This window comes from Paraburkholderia elongata (genome assembly GCF_013177735.1).
Taxonomy (GTDB): Bacteria; Pseudomonadota; Gammaproteobacteria; order Burkholderiales; family Burkholderiaceae; genus Paraburkholderia; species Paraburkholderia elongata.
Map to the genome: position 1 here is coordinate 145648 of NZ_WOEZ01000074.1, position 25317 is coordinate 170964.

The window sequence follows — 25317 nt, forward strand, 5'->3', positions numbered from 1 at the left end:
CGTTGGTGTTTTTGTACTATATTGCACATAAATCACTTTCGCCACATTTTTATGCCGACCAGTACAAAAAAAGAAATCCGCCCTCGTGGCCGCCCGCGTGCCTATGATTCCGACCAGGCGCTCGCCGATGCAACAGACGTGTTCTGGCGCAGCGGTTACGCGGGTACCTCGCTGGATCAATTGAGCGCCGCGACCGGCATGAACCGCCCGAGCCTGTACGGCGCATTCGGCGACAAACATGCGTTGTATCTGACCACGCTCGAACGTTATATCGAGGCCGGCCGGCTCGCGATGGTTCATGCGCTCGGCGAGGACCTACCCTTGCCGCAGGCGCTGCTGCGCGTTTATGACGGCGCACTCGCGTGGTACTTGCCCGCCGACGGTGATCCACTCGGCTGCTTCATGATCGGCACCGCCGCGGTCGAAGCGGTGGATGACGCCGAGGTCCGCGCAGCGCTTGCCGAGGGACTGCGCACTTATGACAAGGCCTTCGAGAAACGCTTCAAGCTGGCGCAGGCCACGGGCGAACTGGCCGCCGATGCGCAGCCCCCCCTCCTCGCGAAGCTCGCGTCGGCGATTTTGCACAGTCTCGCGTTGCGCGCCCGCGCGGGCGACTCGCGTGCGTCACTGCGGGCGACAGCGGTTGCGGGGGTCGCGTTGATATGCGGCAATGTGGGCGAGTCACCGGTGGCTGCAACGGGCAAAACCGCAGCGAAGGGACGTGGACGCTAGACGGAAGGTGTTTCGTCCGCGTCGTTCAGTTTCCCCCGGATCATAGGCAGCCGGATAGCAGCGCCTTTGCAATGCTTGACATTCACGGAGAGCGGTTATGCCTATGATGGTTTCATCCGCTCGACACGTTATGGCTTCGACATGAGTTATCCGTACGATTTGATTACCGCGACGTGTCTTTTCATCATCGTGGTCTCCACCTCCATCATGCTCGCGCTCAGTTGAGCGTTGTAACGCCTCCTCTTGCAGAGGTTGCGAGCCAGTCAACGCGCGCTACGCGGTTTCGTAAAAAGACGGGATATACTGTACGTATATACAGTACTTTTCGCCTGAGCAATGCGTCTTCCTCCCTTCGACCCTCCCACGCTCGCCGAACTGCGCGCCTGGTGGCGCACGCGCGACGAGCAGGCCATCCAGCGGCTCATCCTCGAGATCCAGCGCCAGCGGCTCACGCTGCTGGAGTTGCGCAACCTGATCGACAGCGGCGTCCAGCAGGCGCGCGCCACCGACCGCACGCTGGTCGAGCGCGGCGAACCATTAATGCCGCTACGCATACGGATCGCGCAGGAAGTGCTGCGTGTTGGTGATATCGACGATACGCGGCAGATAAGCCGCGCCGAACAGGAAAGGCTCGCCGTGCGCACCCAGGGTCAGATGGAATACGCACGTGAAGGCCGCCTGAGGCGGCAACGCCGGAATATCTAGCTCGAGCGTGCCAGCGTATTGCCGCGTGTCCGATTCAGCAGACAGGCACGCGTTTAGCGGACGGTTATAGACATTCGCCGATTACCCGTCGGCGATCCGTTACCATTGCGGGCACAGGGCCGCATGAGACTCAAATGAGACCCACATAAGGCCCGCATTTTTTCATCCACTGAAGTCTTTGCCTTGCCCACCTATACCTTGCCCGCGCCGCTCTGCGCGGAACTCGAGATTCGCAAGAGCCGTTTCATCGCGCATGCGATACCGGTCGCCGACCGCGACGCCGCGATGGCCGAGTTGCGGCGTCTGCGCGACGAGCATCCTGGCGCGACGCATGTGTGCTGGGCGTTGCTGGCAGGTGGCCAGTCAGGCATGTCCGACGACGGCGAGCCGTCCGGAACCGCGGGCCGGCCCATTCTCGAAGTGCTGCGGCATCACGATCTGGACGGCGTGCTGGCGGCCGTCGTGCGCTATTACGGCGGCGTGAAGCTGGGCGCCGGCGGGCTGGTGCGAGCGTATACCGATGCGATTGCCTCGGCGCTATTGGACGCGCCGCGGGTCGAGAGGATTGCCCAGGTTACGCTGGTCGTCGAAGTGAGTTACGCCGACGAAGCGAAAGTGCGCAGGTGGATCGAGGCTGAAGGTTACGGACTCGTCGACAGCGCCTACGGGATGCTGGTGAAGATGACTGTCCGGCTACCCGTCAACGCAGTAGATCATGCCCGGCTAGCCTTGGTGGATATGACTCAGGGCAAAGCCGGTTTCTTTTGATCGTGTTGCCCTCTGAGCGGGACTGGTTTAATCGTTCGAGAATTTCGGCCCCTGACCCTGTTAAGAAGATGCACGGGATCGGCTCGCTGTTACCATGCTGCTCTGTACCGCGATGACTCAACTTAAAAGGCAACTCCTCTGACCTCGACCGCCGCTTTTTCCAGCACAGCGCCCGAGTCGCCGCAACAGAGTCAGTCTCTGCGGCAATCGCTCGGCCCCCGGCGTCCGGCCCTGAGATCCGCTGTGCTCAAGGGCTGCGGCGCCGTCGCACTGCCGTTGATGCTGTCCGCCTGCTCCTGGTCGTGGTTCGGCCTGAATAGCCCACCACGCGCGGCCGCGCATTCAACCGGCTGGCTCAGCGTGGCCCCCGCCCGCGATTTCGTCTACATGCCGGCTCTCAACGGGCAGGTTTCGCCGAACCGGATCGAAAACACGGCGATGACCGGCATCGTGCTAAAAAACGATATCAACGAGACCGTGCGTAACGGCATCGCGAGCAGTTTGCGGATCGCCGGTTTTCATCTCGCTGAGGGCGGGAAGGTTCTGAGCGGCAGCATCGAGAATTTCACGGTAGACGACTCGCGGTCGCCGGCATTCTGGACACTGAAAATGCGCTACATCGTGACCGATCCCGCGACCCAGAAAGTTGTGTTCACAACCATCAAGACAGTCCGGCAGAAGTCGCCTAAATTTACCAGTAACACCGTCGCTATCGAAGACACGGTCAGGTTGAGCGTCGATGCGTTGATCAGCGACCCGGGATTCGTTAAATCGGTGAATTAAGCGGACGGACCGAATCGGCACGTTCCGCCGATTCGCTACAATCGGGAAATATCGGGAAAAAGCAGAATCGAGGCGTTACTGGCGCCGACGGTCTCGCGCGCCCGACTCGTTGCAACACCGTCCCCTTCTCCGTGTGAGCCGTCATGTCTATCACCACCTGGCTGTTCTTCCTGCCCGCCTGCTTCGCGATCAACCTCGCGCCCGGTCCAAACAATCTTCTATCGATCAACGTAGCCGCGCGTCACGGCTTCATGACGGCCTTCGTCGGCGGCACCGGCCGGCTTGTCGCATTCGCGTTGATGCTGGTGCTGGCCGCGACCGGCCTCGCCGTCGTGCTGCACGCATCCGAGTGGTTCTTTCTTGCGATCAAACTGGCCGGCGCCGCGTATCTGATCTGGCTTGCCATCCAGTTGTGGCGCAGCGACGCTCCGGCCATCGAAACGACCCAGCAGGACGACGCATCGCTCTGGCGGATTGCGCGGCAGGAGTGTCTCGTGGCGGCAGGCAATCCGAAGGCGATTCTGGTTTTCACCGCATTTTTGCCGCAGTTCGTGGATATCGCCAAACCGATGTTGCCGCAGTTCGCCGTGCTCGGCGCGAGCTTTCTGGTACTCGAATGGGTAGCGATCGCGCTGTATTCCTGGGCCGGCATGCACCTTGGAAAGTGGCTGGTTCGCGCCAAGGTTCGCCGGTGGTTCAATCGCTGCTGTGGAACGTTTCTGGCGGCCATCGGCGTGAGCTTTCTGCTGGTTCGGCGGACATAACACGCCTGATCCGAAGCACAATACTAAGCTTACCGAACTATCTCTCCGGTAACGCTCCGGCTGTACAGCACCCTCTCGCATCGTCGAATGCCGCATGGTAGCCGGCTCATTGGCGCAACCATAAACGATAGGTAATGCACTTCCGCAGAAACTTTAACTATCAGCAATCGTCCTGCCCCCCTATGCTCGAAGAATGACCCGCCGCCGCGGCAATGCGATATGCGGCATCGGGCAAGCGACTTCTCATAGTCATAGGGGCGGCATCATGAAGATCTGTATCTTCGGAGCAGGAGCGATTGGCGGCTTGATGGGCGTGCAACTGGCGCGTGCCGGCGCGGATGTGAGTTGCGTCGCACGCGGTGCGCATCTTGCGGCGATGCGCGAACACGGCGCGCGCCTGATCATGGACGGCGAAACCTACAGTGCGCCGGTGCGCTGTACATCCGACCCGCGCGAACTCGGTGTGCAAGATGTCGTGATCGTCACGCTGAAGGCGCACTCGCTGCCCGGCGTGGTCGATGCGATGCAACCGCTCCTCGGCAAGCACACGGCCATCGTCACCGGCGTCAACGGCATTCCCTACTGGTACTTTTACCAGCACGGCGGGAAATTTGCCGGCACGCGCCTTGCCAGCATCGACCCTGACGGCAGCCAATGGACCAAGCTCGGCCCCGAACGTGCGATCGGCTGTGTGCTGTACCCCGCTGCTGAGATCGTCGAACCGGGCGTCATCAAGCACGTGTACGGCAAGAAATTCCCGATCGGCGAGCCGAGCGGCGAACGCACGCCGCGCATTCAGCAGTTGCACGAGATCATGCAGGCAGCGGGATTCGACGCGCCGATTCGCGACAACATCCGCGACGAAATCTGGCTCAAGCTGTGGGGAAATCTGTGCTTCAACCCGATCAGCGCATTGACCCACGCTACGCTCGATGTTCTCACCAGCGACCCCGGCACGCGCGCGGTATCACGCACAATGATGCTCGAAGCCAAGCGCATTGCGGATCAGTTCGGCGTGCATTTTCGCGTCGATGTGGAAAAACGCATCGACGGCGCGGGCGCGGTCGGCGCACATAAGACTTCGACGCTGGTTGATCTGGAGAACCGCCGTCCAATGGAGATCGATCCGCTATTAACGGTGGTGCAGGAAATGGGCCGGCTCGTTGCCGAGCCCACGCCGACTATCGACGTCGTGCTCGCCCTGATCAAACTACGCGAACGGATGGCATTGCAGGGTGATTGAGCGTCAGTTCGTTCCTCGACCAACGTCTCGCTCGCAAGCCTCAGCAAAGGATCGAACGCCACGCGTTCGATCCTTTTCTTTCACACCGCTATTGATCGATAGCCAGCCATACCGCCTTCGGCTCGGTGAAATTTTCGATCGCCACGTCGCCATGTTCGCGGCCAAAACCGGAATCGCCGGAACCGCCCCACGGCAAGCGCACGTCGGTATAGCCGTAGGTGTTGATCCACACGGTGCCCGCTTTCAGATCACGCGCCACTCGATGCACGCGGCCGATATCCGCGCTCCATACGCCGGCCGCGAGGTTATACAACGTTCCATTGGCGATACGGATCGCGTCGGCTTCGTCGTTGAAGCGAATCACACTCGCCACCGGTCCGAAGATCTCCTCCTGTGAAATGCGCATTTCATGCTCGACGTTGGCGAACACCGTCGGCTCGACGAAGAAGCCGCGCTCGCCCACCCGCGCGCCGCCGGTCACGAGCGACGCCCCTTCGGAGCGCCCTGTCTCGACATAGCCGAGCACGGTTTTCATCTGCGCCGCGGAGATGAGCGGCCCCATCGACGTTTCGCGCGCCGCCGGATCGCCGACCTTGATCGCCTTCGCACGCGCCGCGAGACGCTCGACCACTTCGTCGTAGACATCGCGATGCGCCAGAATGCGTGAGCCGGCCGAGCATACCTGGCCGGTGTTGAAGAAGATGCCTGACGCCGCGGCTCGCACCGCATTGTCGAGATTCGCATCCGGGAAGATCAGGTTCGCCGACTTGCCGCCGAGCTCCAGTGTGACGCGCTTGAAGTTGCCGGCCGCGCCCTGCAGAATGCCGCGCCCCACAGAAGGCGAGCCTGTGAAAGTCACTTTATCGATGCCGGGATGCGCCACCAGCGCATCGCCGACCACCCTACCCTTGCCGGTGACGATGTTCAGTACTCCCGGAGGCACGCCCGCTTCGAGCGCGAGTTCGCCGATGCGCAACGCGGTTAGCGGCGTAATCTCCGCAGGCTTGACGATCAGCGTGCAACCGCACGCCAGCGCGGGGGCGATTTTCCACATGCCGATCATTAGCGGGAAATTCCACGGCACGATCGCGGCGACCACGCCGATCGGTTCACGCAGCGTGTACGTCAATGCGTCGGGACGTACTGGCACAACCTGCCCGTTGATCTTGTCGCACCAGCCTGCGTAGTATTCGAGCGTATCGATCGCTGCAGGAATATCCTGGCGCATCACCGCCGAGATCGGTTTGCCGGCGTCGAGGCTTTCGAGCGCGGCGAGCTCCTCCAGATTCGCGCGCATCAGGCCGGCGAGACGCGCCAGGATGCGGCCTCGTTCGGCTGCCCGTATCGCGTTCCACACCTTCAACGCGGCACGCGCCGCATGTACCGCGGTATCGACATCGGCAACGCTGCCTTGTGCAACCAGCGCAATCGGTTCTTCGGTCGCCGGGTTGATGTCGACGGAATATTCACCGGTGCCGGGCGGCAAACGCTTGCCGTCGATCAGCAGGTCATGGCGCCTGAGGTCGGTTTCAGTTTCCATCATGAAGCTCCTTGTGCGGAATGTCGCGTGGGCTGACTAGTAGCGGATCGGAGAGGGCCGCGAACTGCGCCCACGCCGTCGCAGCGTTGGGTCTGAGGGAGCGATTGCGGCGATGCACGAGCAGTGTCGTCAGATTCATCTCCGGAACCAGCGGCCGGCTCACCAGTGACGCGGCGGGCGCGGGCCAATGCCCACCGACGGGTAAAACGCCGATGCCGATACCCAGCTCGACCATGCGCGACACCGCTGCGACGTGTCCGAGTTCCTGCTCCGGCCGTCGCTTCAAGCCGTGCGCGCTGAAGGCGAGTTCAAGCGCCGCGCGCATGCCCGCATCGGCATTCAGCGTGACGAGCGCCCATTCCTGCAATGCGCTCCATGCGACGCCGGCTTGCCGCGCCAGCGGATGCGCGGGCGGCATCACCACGTGCAGTGGCGTCGTGAAAACCACTTGTGCGTGAAACTGATCGGTGGCAAGGGGCTCCGCCACCGAGACCACGCCGAAGTCCACTTCCCCCCGCTCGACGCTCGCGAGCACATTGCTTTGCGGTTGATCCTCGACGGACACGATCAGCTCGGGAAACGCCGATGCACAACGGGCAAGCCCCTGAGCCACCCAACTCGACGACAGCACAGGATTGCTCGCCAGCGCAACCACGCCGGTGTGTCCGTCGTAAGCGGCACGCTCCTCGCGCAGCGTCAATTCGATTTCATCGAGCAGGCGGCCGATTCTGCGCTCGAGACTCGCGCCCGCGTGAGTCAGTTCTACCTGGCGTGTAGTGCGGTCGAACAGTTTCAATTCGACTGCGTCTTCAAGTTCGCGCACACAACGGCTCACCGCAGACTGCGTCAGATCGAACTCGCGCGCCGCGCGCGTAAAGCTCCTTTCACGCGCGACGGCGACGAACACCTTGAGTTGCTGCAAAGAAACATTCATAACGTCATTACCGGGTGTGGGCCGGCCACCCTATTCCCCTGTCTGCTCAGGCCAGTGGCTAAGCCGCGAGGCCTTGCTGCCGGCAACGGCCAGCACGCCCTGGGGCTCGTTGTGCGCTTCGATCCAGCGCGAACGCATTGGCGCAAGAATGAACTTCGCCGAGATGCCCGCGACGATCGTGACGGCGGCGGAGACGATAAAGACGAGAGTCCAACCGCCTGTGGCCGACAGTACCGAAGCAATCGGCACCAGCAGCGACGCCGTGCCCTTCGCGGTGTAAAGCGTGCCCGCATTGGCCGTCGCATATTTGCTGCCGAAAGTGTCGGCACAAATCGCCGGAAAGATCGAGAAAATTTCGCCCCAGAACAGAAAGATCAACGCGGCGAACGTCATGAACGCATACGGGTTGCTGCCGTACTGCATGAGGCCGAGCAATGCGAGGCCTTCGCCGATGAAGATCACGAACATCGTGTTTTCACGGCCGAGTTTGTCGGAGATGAAACCGCACAGCGGACGGGTAAAGCCGTTGCAGATATTGTCGATGGAAAGCGTGGCAGTGAGCAGCGGCAGGGTCATGCCGAAGATCGTCATCGGGATGCGTGCGAGCCCCCAGTCTTTCGCAATCGGACCGATTTGCGCGGTCGCCATCAAGCCGCCCGCCGCCACCGCGACAAACGATACGTAGATCACCCAGAACACCGGCGTCTTGATCATCTGCCCCGGCGTGAAATCGACCTTGGTGACCGCGAACTTCTTCTTCGGTGCGGCTTGCTGGCGCAAATTCGGCTTCTTCAACAGCAACGCGAGCGCGAGTATGCAACCACCCTGCAGGATGCCGAAGAAAAAGAAGGTGTGCTCGTAGCCCGAGCGCGTGATCATGTTGGCAATCGGAATAACGGTGACAGCCGCGCCGGCGCCAAAACCTGCTGCAGTCAGGCCGGCCGCAAGACCGCGGCGATCCGGAAACCACTTCAACGCATTGCCGACACACGTACCGTACACACCGCCCGCACCGATTCCGGCAATGACCGCCGACACGTACAGCATCGGCAAGGTGGTCGCATACGAATTGATGACCCACGCGAGACCAGCGCATACCGCACCGCCGGCAACCACCGGGCGCGGACCGAACTTGTCGACCAGCCAGCCCTCTACCGGCACGAGCCACGTTTCAGTGAGAATGAAGATAGCGAAGGCGAGTTGAATGGATGCTTCACCCCAGTGATGCCGCGTATTCATCGGCGTGACGAACAACGTCCATGCGTATTGCAGATTGGCCACCAAGGCCATGCACATCATGCCGATGACGAGCTGCCACCAACGGTTCGCCCAGAATACGCGAGCCGTGGTCTGCCGAGTGATATCGTCCATGAACCTTGTCTCCGCTATTTATGTAGTGCGACCGGCCGTCGCGCCGCACTGTATGCGTCTCACCTTATCGTTATGACCCGAATATCCCTGCCATTCGGGAATATTTAATATTTTCGTCTTAATTTGCATTATTTAAAAACTGTCTTGCTTGAATCATTGCTTTACAGGCCAGTTCTTTATTCCGATCAATTAAGCGTCGGCATTGTCTCGACTTTTCGCCGCCGCCCGCGCGGCGCCTCGAATCCAAGCGTTAACCCGAGTGTCGCGCCGAGTACTGCGCCAACAATTCCGCTTCTTATACAGACCCATGCTAGGGTCATTGCTGAATTACTAATAATTAAAGTTTGTTACTATGTTGATTCACGTTTGCTTATACATTGGCCATGACGATGCGCAATGCCACTCTGCGGCAACTGAAGGTCTTTGAAACAGTGGCGCGCCACCTGAGCTTCTCGCGCGCCGCGGAAGAATTGCATCTGACACAGCCCGCCGTCTCCACCCAGGTCCGGCAACTCGAGGAACACGCGGGGCTGCCGCTGTTCGAGCAGCTCGGCAAAAAAATCTATCTGACGCCGGCCGGCACCGAGATGCTTCACTACAGCCGCGCGATCATTCAGCAGTTCCACGAAGTCGACGAGGCGATGGGTCAGCTCAAGGGCGTCTCCGGCGGCAAGCTGAACGTCGCGGTGATCAGCGCCGGCGACTACTTCTTTCCGCGCCTGCTGGCTGAATTCACGCGGCGCTACTCGGGCGTCGAGCTCAATCTCGCGGTGCACAATCGCGCGGAACTGTTGCACCAACTCGCGACCAACCAGACCGATCTCGCGGTGATGGTGCGCCCGCCGCACGAAACTGACGCGACCAACGAGCCGTTCGCGCCGCACCCTTACGTGATCGTGGCGGCGCCCACGCATCCGCTCGCGCACAAACGCAACATCAAGATGAGCCAGTTGGCGAGCGAGGCCTTTATCGTGCGCGAACGCGGCTCGGACACATGGAATTCGATGGAGGAAGGCTTCGCCGGCCGTCTCTCCAATCTCAAGATCGCCATGGAGATCAAGAGCACCGAGACGATCAAGCAGGCCGTGATCGCCGGCATGGGCATCGCCTTCCTGTCCGCGCATACGATCAGTCTCGAGTTGCAGCTCGGCCATCTGGTCGTGCTCGACGTCGAGGGCTTTCCAGTCATGCTCAACTGGTACGTCGTGCATCGGAAGAACAAGCGCCTGCCGCCAGTTGCAGTCGCGTTCAAACGCTTCCTGATGGAGGAAGGCGCGAGTCTCATCGAGAAAATCACGCGGGTGAAGGAATTGAGCGTCTATAAGCAATAAGTTATGGCAAGCCATTAAAACTTTAACTATTGCCGATTGATCAGTATCCCTATGCTGCAAGTGAGTTCCCTTACTTGTCAGCCAAGGAGGCCGATCATGAATCACGCTTCGGTTGAGTCCCATACCAGCACGCGTACTGCACGCGCTATCGTGGACCGCCCCGACGACGCCCATCTGAGCGCGTACAACGCAGCCTTCAGCGACCTTGGCCTGCGGTTCCGCTGGGACCAGGCCACACTCGAGGTGCTGAAGGAATTCAACAGTGAAGCGGCACGCATTACTGCTTACATAGAGCGATTCCACGCGCATCTTCACAGGGCATACGAAGCCGAGTTTCTTGCCCAGATGATCCTGAGCAAGAAGGCCTGGTATTACAGCGAGTTCGCGGCATCGGGTGAAGCCAACGAATAAGTGCTTCGGCGGAACGGTCACGCCATTCGCCCGGCTTTCCGCGTTTTCCTCTCGACGCATCCGTGCATTCATCTTTGACGGCACATCGCGCGGTGAGTGGCGCGTTGGCGGACAAAGCCGCGCTTTTGTGCGCTCGTGTTCCCAGTGTTATTCAAGCCGCGGCGGTGCCGGTATGCTGCCGCGCGCACCATGCCGGGCGCTATCTCACGCAGCGCCCATGTTTGCTCTTCGCCACCGTGCCATTCGATGCGCGCCAGTAGTCTTTGCCGCTTGAGCTTTAATGTGTAACAGCGGGTGTGACGGCGCGCGTGACAGCATCCTGCCAACACGTGGGCGCCGGGATTGTTGGGGTATGCGCGGTTCGTCATCAAATGCGTGCCTAGCGCAGCGGCCAGCACGCTCATCGCAAGCAGCGCAGCGAGCCCGAGCGGCTGCGCCTGTTCAGTGACGAAGCCGTAGCCAAGCCATCCACACAGCAGCAGCGCCGACACATTGACAATGCCGTGGCCCGGACGCGCCGCCGCGCTCAGGTCCAACGTGCCGCGCAGTGTGCAGAACGCGATTGCGGATGTGGCGAAAACCAGTGCACCGATGAAGACCGCGGCATAGAGTTCGATACGCTCGACATTCGCCTGCGCCTTCGCCGAAAGGTAGCAAGCAAACCCGCCCAACATGACTGCGAGCCCCATGGCGCTGCCAAGCAACGCAACGAGCCTGGGCCGTCGTGTCATATCGCTAGCTCACACGCAGCGGCCAACGTATTGCTTAGCGTGCCGATCCCTTCGACCGTGATCGTCACGGTCGCACCGTCCTTGATCGATCCAACGCCCACCGACGTGCCGCACGCAATCACATCGCCCGGCTCGAGCGTCAAGTCCTGTGAAATCAGACGCACCTGCTCGGCAGGCGAAAACACCATATCGGCGAGCGGATAGTTCTGCCGCTCCACACCGTCGAGCGTCGTCACGAGACGCGCAGTGCGCCAGTCGAAACCGGAGACGATCGAGGGTCCGATACAGCAGAACGTATCGAAGCCCTTTGCGCGGCACCATTGCGGGAAGTGGGGATTCTCGTTCAGCAGGTCGGCTGCGGTCACATCGTTGACCAGCGTGTAGCCGAAGATAGATTTCGCAGCCTCTTCAGCACTCGCATCGCGACAGCGCCGCCCGATCACAATGCCGAGTTCGCCTTCGTAGACGATCTTGCCCGCGTAGCTGAGCGGCCGCTGGACCGGTTCACCCGAGCCGATCACCGATCCCGCCGGCTTCAGAAGAAATAGCGGATGCGCAGGCACAGGCTTGTCGAGCTTCGCCGCAAGCGCGTGATAGTTATTCCACAACGCAACGATCTTGCCGGGCGCACAAGGCGCGAGCGGCGTGAGTGCACGTGTCGACAACACAACGCCAGTCGGCACCGGTTGATCGAGACTTTCATACTCGTGCAGATAGCCACCTTCCACCCGGCCGAACACGACGCCACCGTCGCTCGACATGAAACGCATCCACGTATCCATACGTCGCTCCTTGATGTCTCAAATCGCGCCGGCGGTCCGAAATGCGCTGATCTGTTCGTGCGAGTAGCCGAGTTCGGCCATCACCTCGTCAGTGTGCTCACCCAGCAGCGGCGAGCGCTTGACTTCGGTCGGGCTGTCCGACAGTTTGATAGGATTACCAACCGTCAAGTACTTGCCGCGGGTTGGATGATCCACTTCGACAATCGTGCCGGTTTTGCGCAGCGACGGCTCTTCGGCAATTTCCTTCATCGAGAGAATCGGCCCGCAAGGTATGTCGTATTTGTTCAGAATCTGCATGGCCTCGAACTTGGTCTTGGTCATGGTCCAGCGCTCGATCTCGCCAAAGATGTCCTTCAGATGCGGCAAGCGCGCGGCCGGTGTGGCGTAGTTCGGATCGGTGGCCCATTCTTCCTTGCCGATCACGTTGCAGATCTTCGCCCACACCGGCGCCTGCGTGATGAAGTAGATATACGCATTCGGATCCGTCTCCCAGCCCTTGCACTTCAGAATCCAGCCTGGCTGACCACCGCCCGAAGCATTCCCCGCACGCGGCACCGCTTCACCGAACGTCCCGTTCGGATATTGCGGATACTCTTTCATCGTGCCGGTGCGTTCGAGCCGCTGTTGGTCACGCAACTTCACGCGGCACAGGTTGAGCACGCCGTCCTGCATCGCGGCGAGCACCTTCTGACCGCGCCCGGTTTGCGTGCGTTGATACAGTGCAGTGACAATGCCTAGCGCCAGATGTAAACCCGTACCGCTGTCGCCGATTTGCGCGCCGCTCACCACGGGCGGGCCATCGTCGAAACCAGTGGTCGAGGCCGCACCGCCCGCGCATTGCGCGACGTTCTCGTAGACCTTGCAATCCTCGTAAGGACCAGGGCCGAAACCCTTCACCGAAGCCACGATCATGCGCGGATTCAATTCCTGAATCCGCTCCCACGTGAAGCCCATCCGGTCGAGCGCGCCCGGCGCGAAATTCTCCACCAGCACGTCGCACTTCTGGATCAGCGCCTCGAGAACCAGCTTGCCTTCCGGGTTCTTGGTGTCGATCGTGACCGAGCGCTTGTTGTGATTGAGCATCGTGAAGTACAAGCTGTCCACGTCGGGAATATCCCGCAGTTGCTCACGCGTGATGTCGCCGGCACCGGCCCGCTCCACCTTGATCACATCCGCGCCGAACCACGCGAGCAACTGCGTGCAGGTCGGGCCCGATTGCACATGCGTGAAATCGAGAATGCGCACGCCGTCGAGTGCTTTGCTCATGTCATGTCTCCTGTTCAGTCAGTTGTGTGCAACGGTTATCGACCGACGCGCCCGCTTCGATAACGTCCGCTTGCGCGGATCTCTCGCCCCGATACATACCGCATGTGATATATCACATGCGGTCAAAGTTAAGTTTTCGATGCGACTGTTCCCAGAATGTCCACATTGAATGGCTGCCTGGTGGTCTGCGCTGTGGGCAAATGCCCATGCTTGCGGACGCTCACCCTAGGGAAAACACTAAGTTATGGCCATCTGCGATCAGGTTTGATATATCACATACCATATTTTAAAGACCGTCAAGCGGGCTTAACCCGCACTGCAAGACGACAGCTAAAAAAAAGCCTGCGGTGATGACATCACCGCAGGCCTTTTCCATCCGTAGCGCCAACCCGGCGCCTAAGTCGCCGTCAATCCAGAAAATCGCAATTTGCTTCGACAAACGCCGCCAGATCGAGCGAATGCTGGCGCGTCAGCCGTTCAGCCAGTTCAGTATCGCGCTGCTCCAGCGCCTCAATAATGCGCAGATGGTCGACGATCGAACGCGACGCGCGGTCGCTTTGCGAAATGGTCATGCGGCGGATCGCCCGCACGTGGATGAAGATGTTCTTGATCGTGTCGAGAATGATCTGCGACTTCGACAACTCGACGATCGCCTGATGAAACGCGATGTTGGCGTCCGAATACTCGGCGATGTGCTCAGCCGGCGTGGCGTCGCGGAAATTGTCGAACATGTGGCGCAGGCGGGCGATTTCCTCGTCCGTGGCGTGCAGCGTGGCTAGGCGCGCCGCCATGCTTTCGAGCGCGGCCCACATCTGGATCATTTCGACGATCTCACGCTTGCTCTTGCGCACGATGTAGATGCCGCGCCGCGGCACCATGCGCAGAAAACCTTCCTGTTCGAGCAGCGTCATCGCCTCGCGCACCGGCGTGCGGCTCACGCCCAGCGATTCGCTCAGCACGCGCTCGTCGAGGCGGATTTCTTCATGAGTCTGATAGATATCCGCGTCGGCAATGGCCTGGCGGAGCATGGCATACGCCTGATCGCGCAAGCTCGCGCTCGCGCCGATCGGCTGCAATGACAACATCAAGGGTGTGGCCACTGCTTCAGTTTGAAATTCTGACGACATTCATCGCCTCTTGTTGAACATGCGCACGATACGGCACCGCCGCAGCCATTCCGCCGTCTTGCTCGCCCAGGCCGATGAACCGGCCATGTTGCGCTGCAAGCTGCGCAACCGGCTGCGGGATCCAGCGGGTCAGCAGGACGGTGGCGGCAGAGCCTAAACCCACGACAGCAACGGCAAGCAGCGCGAGAGGAATAAATTCCATTTGTAACTCCGAATGATTGAGTGAATAGATGACTCAATCATATGCTGCAACGCCGCAAAAATCAATATTCAGTATGTAGTATATCAGTCGATGTTGTTTTTAGGATTGCATGCTCAAGGTAGCACGAGCGACCGGCGGGCGGTTCCTCTCCTTTTCGAAACAGGCGAAGCTCAGTGTAAACGCGCAAAACGCGCGCTATGCGCGCAGCCGCGTTCGATGATCGCGCAATTTCACTCGAATGCGGATTGTGGGAAAGGCTTCTCATCATTAACCTTCGGGGAATCCTGTGATGGGCCCGCAGCGGCCACTGCCCCATATCTGCCGCGCGCTTCCAGACAGCACCCCGAGAATCCGAAGGAGACACCGTCATGAGTATCACCATCCCAAAAGTGCCTAAAACGGCCACCGCCGACAACCGCACGGCGCGCAGCCAGGCCAGTAAGGCGGCGCTTGGCAGCTTCGTTGGCGCCGTGGTCGATTGGTACGACTTTCTGCTCTACGGCATCGTCGCCGCGCTCGTCTTCAATGCCGAGTTCTTCCCGAAGGTCAGCCCGGCGATGGGCACGCTCGCTGCATTCGCAACCTTCGGCGTCGGCTTTCTGTTTCGGCCGCTCGGCGGCTTCGTGTTCGGCCACTACGGCGACCGGCTTGGACGCAAGCGCATGCTGGTCCTTACGGTGATGATGATGGGTCTCTCTACCGCGGCGATCGGCCTGCTGCCGGCCTTCTCCAGTATCGGCTGGTGGGCGCCGGTGCTGCTCGTGACGTTGCGCGCGATCCAGGGCTTCGCGGTCGGCGGCGAATGGGGCGGCGCGGCGTTGATGGCGGTCGAAAGCGCGCCGGAGAAGAAAAAGGCGTTCTACAGCAGCGGCGTGCAGGTCGGCTATGGCGTGGGTCTCGTGCTCTCGACTGGCCTGGTCGCGATCATCAGCCGCTCGATGGACAACGCGTCGTTCCTGAGCTGGGGCTGGCGCCTGCCCTTTCTGTTCAGTGTGGTGCTGGTGCTGATCGCGCTGTGGATCCGCTCGAGCATGGAAGAATCGAAGGAGTTCGTCGAGAAGGTCGGCGAGCACGGTGAACGCAGCGTGCGGCTGCCGATCGTCGAGGCATTGCTGAAGCACCCCAAGGCTTTCCTGCTGATCATCGCGCTGCGCCTTGCCGAGTTGTTCACGATGTATATCGTGACGGCGTTCGCACTGAATTACTCGACGGCAAATCTGCATATGCCGCGCGAGTTCTTCCTCACGATCGGCCTGCTGGTCGGCGCGGTGAGCTGCGTGACGATTCCTTGTTTCGCTTGGCTTGCGGACCGTTTCGGCCGCCGGCGCGTGTATATCGTCGGCGCACTGGTCGGCATGTTCAGCGCGGTGCCGTTCTTTCTCGCTCTCGAGGCACGCTCGACGGTGTGGATCGTGATCTTCGCGGTCATGCTCGCCAACGTCGCCCACGACATGGTTGTGAGCGTGCAGCAACCCATGTTCACCGAACTGTTCGGCACCGAGTATCGCTACAGCGGCGCCGGAGTCGGTTATCAGGTGGCAAGCGTGGTCGGCGGCGGCTTCACGCCGTTTATCGCAGTGGCGCTGGTCAGCTTTGCCGGCGGCTCGTGGCACCCGGTGGCTGCTTATCTGGCAATCGGCTGCCTGATCTCGGTGCTGGTGGCGGCGAAGATGAAGACCGGGCGCACAGTCGACTGATTCTTGCCTGATTTTCACCGTTGACTATGCGGCGGGCCGGCTTGGCGAAGGTGCCAATGCCGGCCCACTTGCCTCTTATCTCCGCCTTTTTGCCGATTCCGGCGTCCAACTCCCCCGCATCCGGTAGTCCATCCCAAGGCTTTATGCCGCGTTGCCGCAATTCGACAGATTGCGGTCGTATTTCATCAGGCTAATGCCTTATGCATTTTTATCTCATATTGCAAAGGCCAAATTCACGCTCTATCGTTCGTCGAAGCGGGTTTCATATCGATTTCTGCCCATCTCATATGAGATTCTAATACATATATCGATGACTTATCGACCTGCAATTTTTACGCAGGGACACTAAAGCATTGTGTATGAAGCGCCGATAACAAAGAATTCCTCACCGGAGACCGACCATGAGCAGCATCACCGAGCCGAACGGGCATTCAGGTTCTGCCCCATTCTTTTCCAAACAGGCCACCGTTGCGAAACCGGGGTTTTCGCGCTGGATGGTTCCGCCCGCGGCCCTCGCCGTTCACCTCTGTATCGGCCAGGCGTACGCCTTCTCCGTGTTCAACGGTCCGCTGACCAAGGTCATCGGCATTACGCAATCCGCCGCTGACGACTGGTCGCTGACCTCGCTCGGCTGGATCTTTTCGCTGGCGATCGTGTTCCTGGGTTTGTCAGCCGCGTTTGCTGGCAAGTGGCTCGAGCAAGTCGGCCCGCGCCGCACGATGTTCACCGCCGCGTGCTGCTTCGGCGGCGGCTTCCTGGTTTCCGCGCTCGGCGTGCATCTGCATCAGATCGCGCTGCTCTATCTCGGATACGGCGTGATCGGCGGGATCGGACTCGGCCTCGGTTACGTGTCGCCGGTGTCGACGTTGATCCGCTGGTTCCCGGACCGTCGCGGCATGGCGACCGGCATGGCGATCATGGGCTTCGGCGGCGGCGCGATGATTGCCGCGCCTTTGTCGGTGGCGTTGATGAACCACTTCCGCAGCGCGACGAGCATCGGTGTAGCCGAGACTTTCGTTGTGCTCGGCATTGCGTACTTCATCTCGATGGCGATCGGTGCGCTCGCGATTCGCGTGCCGCCGGCAGACTGGAAGCCGGCCGGCTGGACGCCGCCCGCAACGAACCAGAAGAAGATGATTTCGCGCAACCACGTGCACATCGATCAGGCGTTGAAGACGCCGCAGTTCTATCTGATCTGGCTGGTGCTGTTCCTCAACGTGACGGCCGGCATCGGCATTCTGGGCCAGGCTTCGGTGATGATTCAGGAGAGCTTCAAGGACACCGTGACGGCCGCCGCGGCGGCTGGTTTCGTCGGCCTGCTGTCGCTGTTCAACATGGGTGGCCGTTTCGTGTGGGCCTCGGCTTCGGACTGGATCGGCCGCAAGAACACCTACTTCATTTTCTTCGCACTCGGCGCCGTGCTGTACTACCTCGTGCCCGGCTTCGCCGCTTCCGGCCAGATCGCCCTGTTCGTGCTCGCATACTGCGTGATCCTGTCAATGTACGGCGGCGGCTTCTCGACGGTGCCCGCGTATCTCGCGGACATGTTCGGCACTGCGTTCGTCGGCGGCATTCACGGCCGCCTGCTGACCGCCTGGGCCGCGGCAGGTGTTGCAGGTCCCGTGCTGGTGAATTACATCCGCGCATATGAAGTGGCGCACGGCGTCGCAAAGGCGGATGCCTACACGATGACGATCCACATCATGGTCGTGCTGCTGGTGATCGGCTTCGTCTGCAACCTGCTGGTCAAGCGTGTCGACGACAAACACCACATGACTGACGCACAACTCGCCAAAGGCGCCTAACGAGACTCGCATGTCGACCATTCAAGCCGTTCATCCGACCAACAAGGTCAAGCTCGCCGTCTTCTGGCTCTATGTAACGCTGCCGCTGGCATGGGGCGTGATCAATACGCTCTCGCAAGCGATGAAGCTGTTCAAGTAAGTGTTGAACGGCACCCCGCACTGTGCGGGGTGCCGGTACAGGCTTGCCGACGCGCGCGCGAACCGCGCGCGCTCTCCTACTTTGCTACCCTCCTTTCCCCGGCTACCACTGGTACGCCGCACCGGCGCCGACTGTTGTCGCGGCAGAACTGATGCCAGCGCCGAGTTTCACTTTCAGGCTCTGCGTGACACGCGCCGACAAGCCCACTGCGACCGCCTGATAACCCTTATAGCCGGCTGTCCCGACACCGATCGCGAGGTTCTTGTTCGCATCGACCTCCGGAACCATAGTCAACGCAATAGCCGACGCCGTGCCCGAATACGCATTGCGCGCGATATCGTTCATGCCGCCCTGGAACTGCTGCATGTTCACGGCGTCGCCGGGCGCCTGCCCCGCCGCGACGTTGGTGATGCGGCGCTCGTTGCCGGTCGAACCGACCGAAACCGTGTTCGACTGATCGGCAACCGAGCCTTCGCCAATCGCAACCGAGTTCGGCGCACTCGCTTTTGCGCCGCCGCCGATCGCCACGGTACCGTTGCCGATCGCCTGCGCCGCATTGCCTGTGCTGTTGACGGCGACATATGAGCTGCCGGTGACCTGAGTGTTCTTCACAGACTGACCGAGGTCTCCGATCTGCTGGCCGAGGTTGCCAATCTGCTGATTGGTGTTCCAGAGTTGCGCGCCGGTGACCGCATCGGTGCTGGTGGCCGATACTTCGCCATCCTGCAGGTTGGTGAGCGTGACCTTCGGCGCATTGGCTGCCGTGCCGCCAAGCGTGACCTTGTCGTGTGCGGAACTGTCGTACTGGAGCGCATTCGCCACCGACCCGCTGATGTTGCCGATCGTGGTTTGCAGTCCGGCAATATCACTGGTGTTCTGCGTCACGCGGCCATCCAGATTGGTGATCGCGCTGCCGACGTTGCTTACGACCGTGCCGCCGACGTTGTACGACGGCGCAGTCACCGAACCGTCCGGATTGACCGTCGAGCCGCCGCCGAGCGCCACCGCCGTGCTCGCCGCGTGCGTGTAGAGCTGCGACCCGTTAACAGCGTCCGTACTGGCGGCGTTGACAGCACCTGGCGCCACACCGGTGAGCACCCGGTTGCCCGACGTGCCGGCCAGGTTGATCAGACTGCCGTCCGTCGTCGCGCCGACGTTGATAGTGCGCGACACGGGATCTTGCGTGACGATGCCGATCCCGCCGGTCTCCATGTTTTGCTGCAAGGTGGTGAGGCCGGTGTCGAGCGAGCCGAGTGCGTCGCCGACAGTGGTTTGCGTGGCTCCCTGCAGGTGGTATGTGGGACCGGTCAGCGAACCGTCGGCATTGATTTGTGCGCCGCCGCCGAGTGCGGTCACCATGGGTTTGATCTGACCGACATTGACCGCGGACGTATCCGTGGTGCCCGCTGCGATACCCGTCAGTTCGCGTACGCCGCTAGTGCCGGTGAAATCGACGCTGGCGCCGTCGGTATCTTTGGCGACCGTGAGATTGCGCGACGTCTGATCCTGCTGGACAAGGCCGATCTCGCCGTTCGTGATCTGATTCGTGATGTTGCTCACATCTCCTTCGATAGTTGTGGTGCGCGCGTCGAGATTAGTGATCTGGGTGGTGTTGTCTGTGACGCGCTGATCGAGGTTGGTGATGCTGCCGGTGTTGGCGGCGATATCGCTGGCGTTCTGCGCCACCGCCTCGTTGGTCGCGAACAGTTGCGAACCGTTTACCGCCTGATCGCTGATGGCGTTGATCGCACCGGGCGCCACACCGGATATCGCACGGTTACCGCTGGTGCCGGCCATGTTGACGTGCATGCCGTCGGTTGCTGCGCCGACAAGAAGGTCATGAGAAACCGGATCCTGCGTGACCAATCCGATACCGCCAGCGTTGATCTGCGTCTGGAGCAGCGACAGGTTGGTGTCGAGCGAACTGAGCGCGCCGCCCACCGTGGTTTGGGTGCCAGCTTGTACATGGTAGGTGGGCCTGGTTACCGAACCGTCGGCATTGACGGTAGCCCCACCGCCAAGCGATGAGACGACCGGACTGATCTGACCGAGATTGACCGCGGAACCCGCGGTTGTGCCAGCTGCCACCCCGAGCAACTCGCGCGAGCCTGCAGTTCCGGTGAAGTCGACATGTTTGCCGTCCGTGCCCTTCGCCACGGTCAGGTCGCGCGAGACCGAGTCTTGCTGCACCAGTCCAATTGCGCCATTGTCGATGTTGGTGGTCATACTGGCCATATCCGCAGTATTTTTCTCGACCGCCTGATTGGTGTCATACATCTGCGCGCCGGTGACAGCGTCAGAACTGCCGGCGTTCAGCGCGCCGTCCGCAACGTTGGTGAGCTTGACGGGCGTGCCGGCGTTGCCAAGCGTCGCCACGTCATGCTTCGCGGTGTCGTACTGAAGCGCGTCGGCGCTGGCGGCTATGCTGTCTGTCGCAATCGACGCCAAAGCCGCGCCGACGTCGTTGTAGGTCGTGCCGCCGATGACGTATGCCGGGGAGGTGATCGAACCGTCCTGGTTGATTGCTGCGCCGCCGCCAAGTGCTGCGTTCACGCTCTTGAGTTGACCCACCGTCGCTGCGTCGGAGTCGAATGTGCCGGCTGCGACATTGATGATCTGGCGACGCTGCGCAGTGCTGCCCACTGAAATCGCATTCACCCGGTCCGCGACCGAGTCGTTACCCAGCGCGATCGAATTCGCCTGGCTCGCCGTCGCACCGACGCCAAACGCCATCGAGTTCGTGGCGCCCTTGAGGATCTTCGCGTTGTAGCCAATCGCCACGCCACCGCTCTCCTGCACAATGGCGCCCGTGCCCATCGCCATCGCGTTCGTTGCGACCACGTTAGCGTTGTAGCCAATCGCCAGCGAGTTGTCCGACATGACCCCGACCGACGCGCCCGCACCAATCGCGGTCGAGTTCAGCGACCTTGCATTGGCGCTCGATCCGACCGCCGTCGCCTCGTTGGCGGCAGCATACGCGCCCGCGCCCACAGCCAGCGCATCGATGCCCTCTGCATCCGCCACTGGACCGATCGCCATCGCATTCATGTCACCCGAAGTAGTCGTCGCCGTACCGCCTGGCGTCACGTTCTCACTCACCGCAATATAGCTTGTCACCGATGGCGCGCCCAGCAGCATCGACTTCACACCACTCGTTTGCTGCGCATTCTGCGTGACTTGCGTCTGCAGCGCGTTGAGTTGGCTGGCCGTTGATGAATTTGTACCAATCAGGATGTCGTACACCTGACCGACCGTTGCCGCATCGGTCATGTCCCTGCCGCTTGCCAAATTGGTAATGCGGCGCTCCGCCCCCCTGCTGCCCACCGACACGGTATTGGCAGCGTACGTCATCGCGTTCGTACCGATAGCCGTCGAGTTGGCGTACCCGGCTGCCGCGCGCGAACCGATCGCAACCGCGCCGTTACCACTGGCAAAGGCACTACCGCCAATGGCGACCGCTTCGCCGCCCGACGCAGTCGCCGCGCTCGCGACCGAGACCACCTTGACATACTTCGACGCGTCGGTCGGATCCCCGGCGACAATGTTGATCGCCTGCAGTGCATCGCCCACGTTGGCGTATGTACTTCCGCTGATCACATAACCCGGCGCCGAAATCGTGCCATCCCTGTTCACCGCCGTGCCACCGCCCAGTGTTGCCGCCACGCTGTTGGCCGTGTTGTACAGCTGCGCGCCGTTCACCGCGTCCGTGCTGCCCGCTGCCACTGTGCCCGCGGCAAGACCCGTGATCTTCGTGCCGTTCGCACCCTTCAACGTGAGCTTGCCCATCGTCATGTCATCGTACGCGACGAAGTTGCTCCACACGTTGCCACTGTTGTCCACGTTCGCGCCCATCGCCTTGATCTGGGCCAGATTGACCGCATCGGTATTCTGCGTACCTGCGGCCACGTTGGCGATTTGGCGCTGCAGCGTGCTGCTGCCCACCGACACCGTGTTATCACGGTCAGCCACCGACCGCTGACCCAGCGCCACCGAGTTAAATCCAGTAGCACTGCTTGCCGCACCCAAAGCTGTTGAAAACCGGGCCACGGACACAGCTGCGGTCCCGAGCGCAATTCCACCGGCTCCGTCGACTTCGGCAAGCTCGCCAATCGCTGTCCCTTGCGTAGCCGAAGCATTAACGAAAGAGCCACGGCCGACGGCGGTACTGCCACGAGCGGCCGCATTGGCAGGCGCAGTGTCGGTACGAGGATTCGAACCGCCCATAGCGTTGTCGGTAGGCACACCAAACGCCACAAAAGGCGAATCCGCCCCGCCGTTGTTCACGACGTTGCTAACCGTGTTGGTAACGTTGGCGAGGTTGTTGGTTACGTTGGCCAGGTTACCCGCCACGTTTGTCACGTTTTGGTTTGTCTGGTTCAACTGGCCGACGTTAACCGAGCCGGTCGCCGCAGTGCCGGCCGCAACGCTGGTAATCTGCCGCTCTGCGCCATACGAGCCGACCGAACCGGTATTGACGCGGTCAGCGATCGACCCGGAGCCCAGCGCCACGCTATAGTCGTTGCCCGCAATGGCGTTAGATCCCCCTGCCACCGAGTTGAAACCCTCGGACATTGCGTGGCTGTCTGCCGCAAACGACTGCAGGTCTGAGGCGAGCGCCGCCTGGCCGTTCACGATCGCGTCGATGCCGGTCGCCGCCACAGCAGCAAGCAGCGCCACATTCCGTGCACCGCGCCCGGACGACTTCTTCCCGCGCCCTCTTGCGGTCTCTGCAACAGCTACAAACGTGCCGGCAGACGCATTCCAAACAGTTTTATAAGACTGGTTCAAGATTTATCCCTTCCTCTTATATGAACAACGCATCCTAAAACAGGACAGATATTTCTTATGGATTCCTAAATACGTACTCGAAATCTGAAAAATATTTAAGAGCCTTTCACACCTCGCCAACACCTGAAACCCTGCCGCGCAACGAAACACTCCCTAGCTCTCGCCGAAACCTGAACAGGAATTTTTAGCCTACTCACGCTAAAAAAACTCTGTTTTACGCTAAACAGGGAAGATAAAACATACGAAAATTCCTAAATTTCATTGAGACGCCGTAAACGAAGCGAGCTTTACCCGTGGATGGAAAACGCTCGTCGTTCTGTAGGACGCTGCCACGTGGCGCCGTGCTCGCTCGAGCCGAGGTCATAGCGCATCGGAGATGCTTCAAAGAAGTGTATCGAACGCTAACGCGGAATTCGACCTGGCCGAATGGATAGGACCTGCCCAAAACCAAACAAAAGCCACATTAAGCACAGAGTGGGTTTTGCCCGCCGGCAGCGGGAGATTGCGGCTCCTATGCCGCGTAATTTTGGGCTTCGGCTAGTGGCAACGGTCCGCAGTGTCGGTGCGACGACGGGAATTTACCAAGCACTTCGGATGACTACGGCGACCGGGCGCGCGCCCTCGAACGTGGACGCGCAGGCGCTATTATCAGCCGCCATGGGAAGCGACCGGCGCGTTCGCGGGTGCGACCAGGAGCTACGCGGCTAGAAGTGCCGCATACAAAGCGCCCTGACCATCGGCCCGCGGCACATCACCTCCACGCGGGCCCAACACAGCAACCGCCTAGATCTTCTCGAACAACACCTCTTGCGCACCCTCCCACAGCACCTTGGTGCCGAGCTCGCGCAGCTTTTCCTTGCCTTCGACGATTGTCAGGAAGTGATTACCCGCAAGCTGGCCAAGCTTGCTCGCGAAGCAGCACGAACCGTACGCGAGAATGATCTCCGTTTCGCTGTAACCGCCCGGGTAGAACAGGATGTCGCCCACCGACGGATGGCTTGTGTGATTTTCGAAGCCGACCGCCACGCCGTCGTTTTCGAGTTTGAAGTCGCCCAGCGGGACCCAGCAGCCCTCGCCGCTCCAGCGCACGTGGATGATCTTCTGGCGGTACGGCAGGAGCTTCAGAAAGGCGGCCACTGTTTGTGGCGCGTCGGGATGAGTTTCGGCGGTGAAGACGTGGCCGCAGGAGGTGATTCGAAGTCGGGTCATCGCTAGGTATCCGGTATGAAGGGTTGGGTGGAAGGTCGGTCAGACGCCGGCTGGGGCCAGGCTGTAGGCGCAACATTCTGTCTATCGGTGCAAGGCTTCGACAGATACAGTTGCCGTCCATCTGGTCAGGCCAGTTGATCCAGTGGCGACGGCTGCCACGCACGAAGCAGGTCGCCGCGCCCCAACGGCGAACCGCCACGAACCGACGCAACCCTCTACAAGCCAACAGGTACAACGGGTGCCCCCGTTTTTCGCTTCGCTACATATAGAACACACTGGCTGCAAACCGGCCGGAACAGCATCCGGGCCCGGACGTGCCAGGTCCATCGCCCGCCGCGCCACGAAACTTCGTAGTTTGCAAGCCGTGCAATGCACAGCAAACTGCGAAAGGTGCGTGATTGCCGTTTCGGCGCTTCATTGAACCTTGCCCTCGACGACCCACCACGGCCGGCCGCGATACGCTGTGCCAAGTGGCAATCGGGCACTCCCGCGCTGCACAGCAGCACAGCATATCGCGGGCGGCGAACGTTCGCATGTCGTCAAGCGTCGGCCTGCCGCTCGGGTATTGCCTGGCGGGGTGAGCCGCCCACACGATCCAGCCGCGCAATCCGACTCTCAGCCGCGCAGCCGGTAGGCAAGCGGCGTCACTCCGTAGCCACGCTTGAACTGCACGGAGAAATGACTGGCATTCTCGAAGCCGACCGTAATCGCGACTTGCAGCACCGTCTGATCGGTGGCGCGCAGCAGCCTCGCGGCTTCTTCGAGTCGCAAGCGCGTGACGAACTGGTGAGGCGTTTCTCCGGTCTCGCGGCGGAACACACGAGCAAAATGAAAGCTGCTTAAGCCCAATACTGTTAACAATGTCGAATTTGTGTTAACTTTCAAGCGCCTGCAACGACAAGAAGAGCTTGAAGATGGCAAGAACGGAAGCAACGCTGCCCGGTGGTGCGAGGCTCGCGGACTATCTGGCGGTGGGGTATCTGGCGCTG

Annotated in this window: 23 protein-coding genes; 12 read left to right on the top strand and 11 right to left on the bottom strand. The window is 60.9% G+C overall.

Annotated features, from left to right (window positions below; genetic code table 11):
• Positions 1–51 precede the first annotated feature (51 nt).
• The 7 genes from GNZ13_RS15285 (at position 52) to GNZ13_RS15315 (ending at position 4995) form a co-directional block, all read left to right on the top strand.
• A complete protein-coding gene (locus GNZ13_RS15285; protein WP_172165687.1) occupies positions 52–732 on the top strand; it encodes a TetR/AcrR family transcriptional regulator in 681 nt (226 codons plus the stop codon).
• A 66-nt stretch (positions 733–798) separates the two neighbouring features.
• Positions 799–957: a hypothetical protein gene (locus GNZ13_RS15290; RefSeq protein ID WP_172165690.1), complete on the top strand. Its 159-nt coding sequence runs from the start codon at positions 799–801 to the stop codon at positions 955–957.
• Between the two features lie 111 nt (positions 958–1068).
• A complete protein-coding gene (locus tag GNZ13_RS15295) occupies positions 1069–1437 on the top strand; it encodes a hypothetical protein (protein WP_172165693.1) in 369 nt (122 codons plus the stop codon).
• Positions 1438–1620: 183 nt separating this feature from the next.
• Positions 1621–2205, top strand: coding sequence for an IMPACT family protein (locus GNZ13_RS15300; protein ID WP_172165695.1), 585 nt, complete (start codon positions 1621–1623; stop codon positions 2203–2205).
• A 243-nt stretch (positions 2206–2448) separates the two neighbouring features.
• A complete protein-coding gene (locus GNZ13_RS15305) occupies positions 2449–2988 on the top strand; it encodes a hypothetical protein (protein ID WP_172165697.1) in 540 nt (179 codons plus the stop codon).
• 143 nt (positions 2989–3131) lie between these two features.
• Positions 3132–3752 carry a LysE family translocator gene (locus GNZ13_RS15310; RefSeq protein ID WP_172165698.1) on the top strand — a complete coding sequence of 207 codons (621 nt, stop codon included), beginning with the start codon at positions 3132–3134 and terminating at the stop codon, positions 3750–3752.
• 265 nt (positions 3753–4017) lie between these two features.
• Positions 4018–4995: a 2-dehydropantoate 2-reductase gene (locus GNZ13_RS15315; protein ID WP_172165699.1), complete on the top strand. Its 978-nt coding sequence runs from the start codon at positions 4018–4020 to the stop codon at positions 4993–4995.
• Between the two features lie 88 nt (positions 4996–5083).
• Here the strand turns inward: GNZ13_RS15315 and GNZ13_RS15320 are convergent, their stop codons facing one another.
• From GNZ13_RS15320 to oxlT, 3 genes are read right to left on the bottom strand one after another with little or no spacing between them, the layout of a single operon-like run.
• Positions 5084–6535 carry an aldehyde dehydrogenase family protein gene (locus GNZ13_RS15320; RefSeq protein WP_172165747.1) on the bottom strand — a complete coding sequence of 484 codons (1452 nt, stop codon included), beginning with the start codon at positions 6533–6535 and terminating at the stop codon, positions 5084–5086.
• Positions 6525–7469 carry a LysR family transcriptional regulator gene (locus tag GNZ13_RS15325; protein ID WP_172165700.1) on the bottom strand — a complete coding sequence of 315 codons (945 nt, stop codon included), beginning with the start codon at positions 7467–7469 and terminating at the stop codon, positions 6525–6527. The genes GNZ13_RS15320 and GNZ13_RS15325 overlap by 11 nt, the downstream gene beginning before the upstream one ends.
• 30 nt (positions 7470–7499) lie before the next feature.
• On the bottom strand, positions 7500–8840 hold the full coding sequence (gene oxlT / locus GNZ13_RS15330; protein ID WP_172165701.1) for an oxalate/formate MFS antiporter: 1341 nt from the start codon (positions 8838–8840) through the stop codon (positions 7500–7502).
• A gap of 383 nt (positions 8841–9223) precedes the next feature.
• Here oxlT and GNZ13_RS15335 point away from each other — a divergent pair, with 383 nt between their 5' ends.
• Both GNZ13_RS15335 and GNZ13_RS15340 read left to right on the top strand, forming a co-directional pair.
• Complete coding sequence (locus tag GNZ13_RS15335; protein WP_172165702.1) at positions 9224–10171, top strand: LysR family transcriptional regulator; 948 nt, start codon at positions 9224–9226, stop codon at positions 10169–10171.
• Positions 10172–10267: 96 nt separating this feature from the next.
• On the top strand, positions 10268–10582 hold the full coding sequence (locus GNZ13_RS15340; protein ID WP_172165703.1) for a hypothetical protein: 315 nt from the start codon (positions 10268–10270) through the stop codon (positions 10580–10582).
• Between the two features lie 68 nt (positions 10583–10650).
• On the opposite strand, the gene GNZ13_RS15345 is transcribed toward GNZ13_RS15340, so the two are convergent.
• The 5 genes from GNZ13_RS15345 to GNZ13_RS15365 all read right to left on the bottom strand — a co-directional run bounded on the left by GNZ13_RS15345 (position 10651) and on the right by GNZ13_RS15365 (position 14690).
• Entirely contained in the window at positions 10651–11313 is a 663-nt protein-coding gene (locus GNZ13_RS15345; RefSeq protein ID WP_172165705.1) for an NAD(P)(+) transhydrogenase (Re/Si-specific) subunit beta, read from the bottom strand.
• A complete protein-coding gene (locus tag GNZ13_RS15350) occupies positions 11310–12095 on the bottom strand; it encodes a fumarylacetoacetate hydrolase family protein (RefSeq protein ID WP_172165707.1) in 786 nt (261 codons plus the stop codon). The genes GNZ13_RS15345 and GNZ13_RS15350 overlap by 4 nt, the downstream gene beginning before the upstream one ends.
• 18 nt (positions 12096–12113) lie before the next feature.
• The gene (frc, locus tag GNZ13_RS15355; protein ID WP_172165710.1) at positions 12114–13361 is read right to left on the bottom strand and encodes a formyl-CoA transferase; all 1248 of its coding nucleotides are present in this window, start codon (positions 13359–13361) and stop codon (positions 12114–12116) included.
• A 407-nt stretch (positions 13362–13768) separates the two neighbouring features.
• The gene (locus tag GNZ13_RS15360; RefSeq protein ID WP_172165713.1) at positions 13769–14488 is read right to left on the bottom strand and encodes a GntR family transcriptional regulator; all 720 of its coding nucleotides are present in this window, start codon (positions 14486–14488) and stop codon (positions 13769–13771) included.
• A complete protein-coding gene (locus GNZ13_RS15365) occupies positions 14466–14690 on the bottom strand; it encodes a hypothetical protein (protein WP_172165717.1) in 225 nt (74 codons plus the stop codon). Before GNZ13_RS15365 ends, GNZ13_RS15360 begins: the two co-directional genes overlap by 23 nt.
• A 368-nt stretch (positions 14691–15058) precedes the next feature.
• Here GNZ13_RS15365 and shiA point away from each other — a divergent pair, with 368 nt between their 5' ends.
• The 3 genes from shiA to GNZ13_RS15380 all read left to right on the top strand — a co-directional run bounded on the left by shiA (position 15059) and on the right by GNZ13_RS15380 (position 18331).
• Entirely contained in the window at positions 15059–16387 is a 1329-nt protein-coding gene (gene shiA / locus GNZ13_RS15370) for a shikimate transporter (protein WP_172165720.1), read from the top strand.
• Between the two features lie 401 nt (positions 16388–16788).
• Entirely contained in the window at positions 16789–18192 is a 1404-nt protein-coding gene (locus GNZ13_RS15375; RefSeq protein ID WP_172165723.1) for an L-lactate MFS transporter, read from the top strand.
• Positions 18193–18202: 10 nt separating this feature from the next.
• Positions 18203–18331: an MFS transporter small subunit gene (locus GNZ13_RS15380; RefSeq protein WP_172165725.1), complete on the top strand. Its 129-nt coding sequence runs from the start codon at positions 18203–18205 to the stop codon at positions 18329–18331.
• A 102-nt stretch (positions 18332–18433) separates the two neighbouring features.
• Here GNZ13_RS15380 and GNZ13_RS15385 read toward each other — a convergent pair whose 3' ends face one another.
• The 3 genes from GNZ13_RS15385 to GNZ13_RS52300 all read right to left on the bottom strand — a co-directional run.
• Complete coding sequence (locus GNZ13_RS15385) at positions 18434–23119, bottom strand: beta strand repeat-containing protein (protein ID WP_172165727.1); 4686 nt, start codon at positions 23117–23119, stop codon at positions 18434–18436.
• Between the two features lie 783 nt (positions 23120–23902).
• The gene (locus GNZ13_RS15390; protein ID WP_054042606.1) at positions 23903–24328 is read right to left on the bottom strand and encodes a DUF3830 family protein; all 426 of its coding nucleotides are present in this window, start codon (positions 24326–24328) and stop codon (positions 23903–23905) included.
• 615 nt (positions 24329–24943) lie between these two features.
• A partial coding sequence (locus GNZ13_RS52300) for a helix-turn-helix transcriptional regulator (protein ID WP_236002005.1) occupies positions 24944–25317 on the bottom strand: 374 nt, incomplete at its 5' end.

Coding starts and splice junctions, on each gene's coding strand:
- GNZ13_RS15285 (WP_172165687.1), top strand. CDS start 52: ATGCCGACCAGTACAAAAAAAGAAATCCGCCCTCGTGGCCGCCCGCGT.
- GNZ13_RS15295 (WP_172165693.1), top strand. CDS start 1,069: ATGCGTCTTCCTCCCTTCGACCCTCCCACGCTCGCCGAACTGCGCGCC.
- GNZ13_RS15310 (WP_172165698.1), top strand. CDS start 3,132: ATGTCTATCACCACCTGGCTGTTCTTCCTGCCCGCCTGCTTCGCGATC.
- GNZ13_RS15315 (WP_172165699.1), top strand. CDS start 4,018: ATGAAGATCTGTATCTTCGGAGCAGGAGCGATTGGCGGCTTGATGGGC.
- GNZ13_RS15320 (WP_172165747.1), bottom strand. CDS start 6,535: ATGGAAACTGAAACCGACCTCAGGCGCCATGACCTGCTGATCGACGGC.
- GNZ13_RS15325 (WP_172165700.1), bottom strand. CDS start 7,469: ATGAATGTTTCTTTGCAGCAACTCAAGGTGTTCGTCGCCGTCGCGCGT.
- oxlT (WP_172165701.1), bottom strand. CDS start 8,840: ATGGACGATATCACTCGGCAGACCACGGCTCGCGTATTCTGGGCGAAC.
- GNZ13_RS15335 (WP_172165702.1), top strand. CDS start 9,224: ATGACGATGCGCAATGCCACTCTGCGGCAACTGAAGGTCTTTGAAACA.
- GNZ13_RS15340 (WP_172165703.1), top strand. CDS start 10,268: ATGAATCACGCTTCGGTTGAGTCCCATACCAGCACGCGTACTGCACGC.
- GNZ13_RS15345 (WP_172165705.1), bottom strand. CDS start 11,313: ATGACACGACGGCCCAGGCTCGTTGCGTTGCTTGGCAGCGCCATGGGG.
- GNZ13_RS15350 (WP_172165707.1), bottom strand. CDS start 12,095: ATGGATACGTGGATGCGTTTCATGTCGAGCGACGGTGGCGTCGTGTTC.
- frc (WP_172165710.1), bottom strand. CDS start 13,361: ATGAGCAAAGCACTCGACGGCGTGCGCATTCTCGATTTCACGCATGTG.
- GNZ13_RS15360 (WP_172165713.1), bottom strand. CDS start 14,488: ATGTCGTCAGAATTTCAAACTGAAGCAGTGGCCACACCCTTGATGTTG.
- GNZ13_RS15365 (WP_172165717.1), bottom strand. CDS start 14,690: ATGGAATTTATTCCTCTCGCGCTGCTTGCCGTTGCTGTCGTGGGTTTA.
- shiA (WP_172165720.1), top strand. CDS start 15,059: ATGAGTATCACCATCCCAAAAGTGCCTAAAACGGCCACCGCCGACAAC.
- GNZ13_RS15375 (WP_172165723.1), top strand. CDS start 16,789: ATGAGCAGCATCACCGAGCCGAACGGGCATTCAGGTTCTGCCCCATTC.
- GNZ13_RS15380 (WP_172165725.1), top strand. CDS start 18,203: ATGTCGACCATTCAAGCCGTTCATCCGACCAACAAGGTCAAGCTCGCC.
- GNZ13_RS15390 (WP_054042606.1), bottom strand. CDS start 24,328: ATGACCCGACTTCGAATCACCTCCTGCGGCCACGTCTTCACCGCCGAA.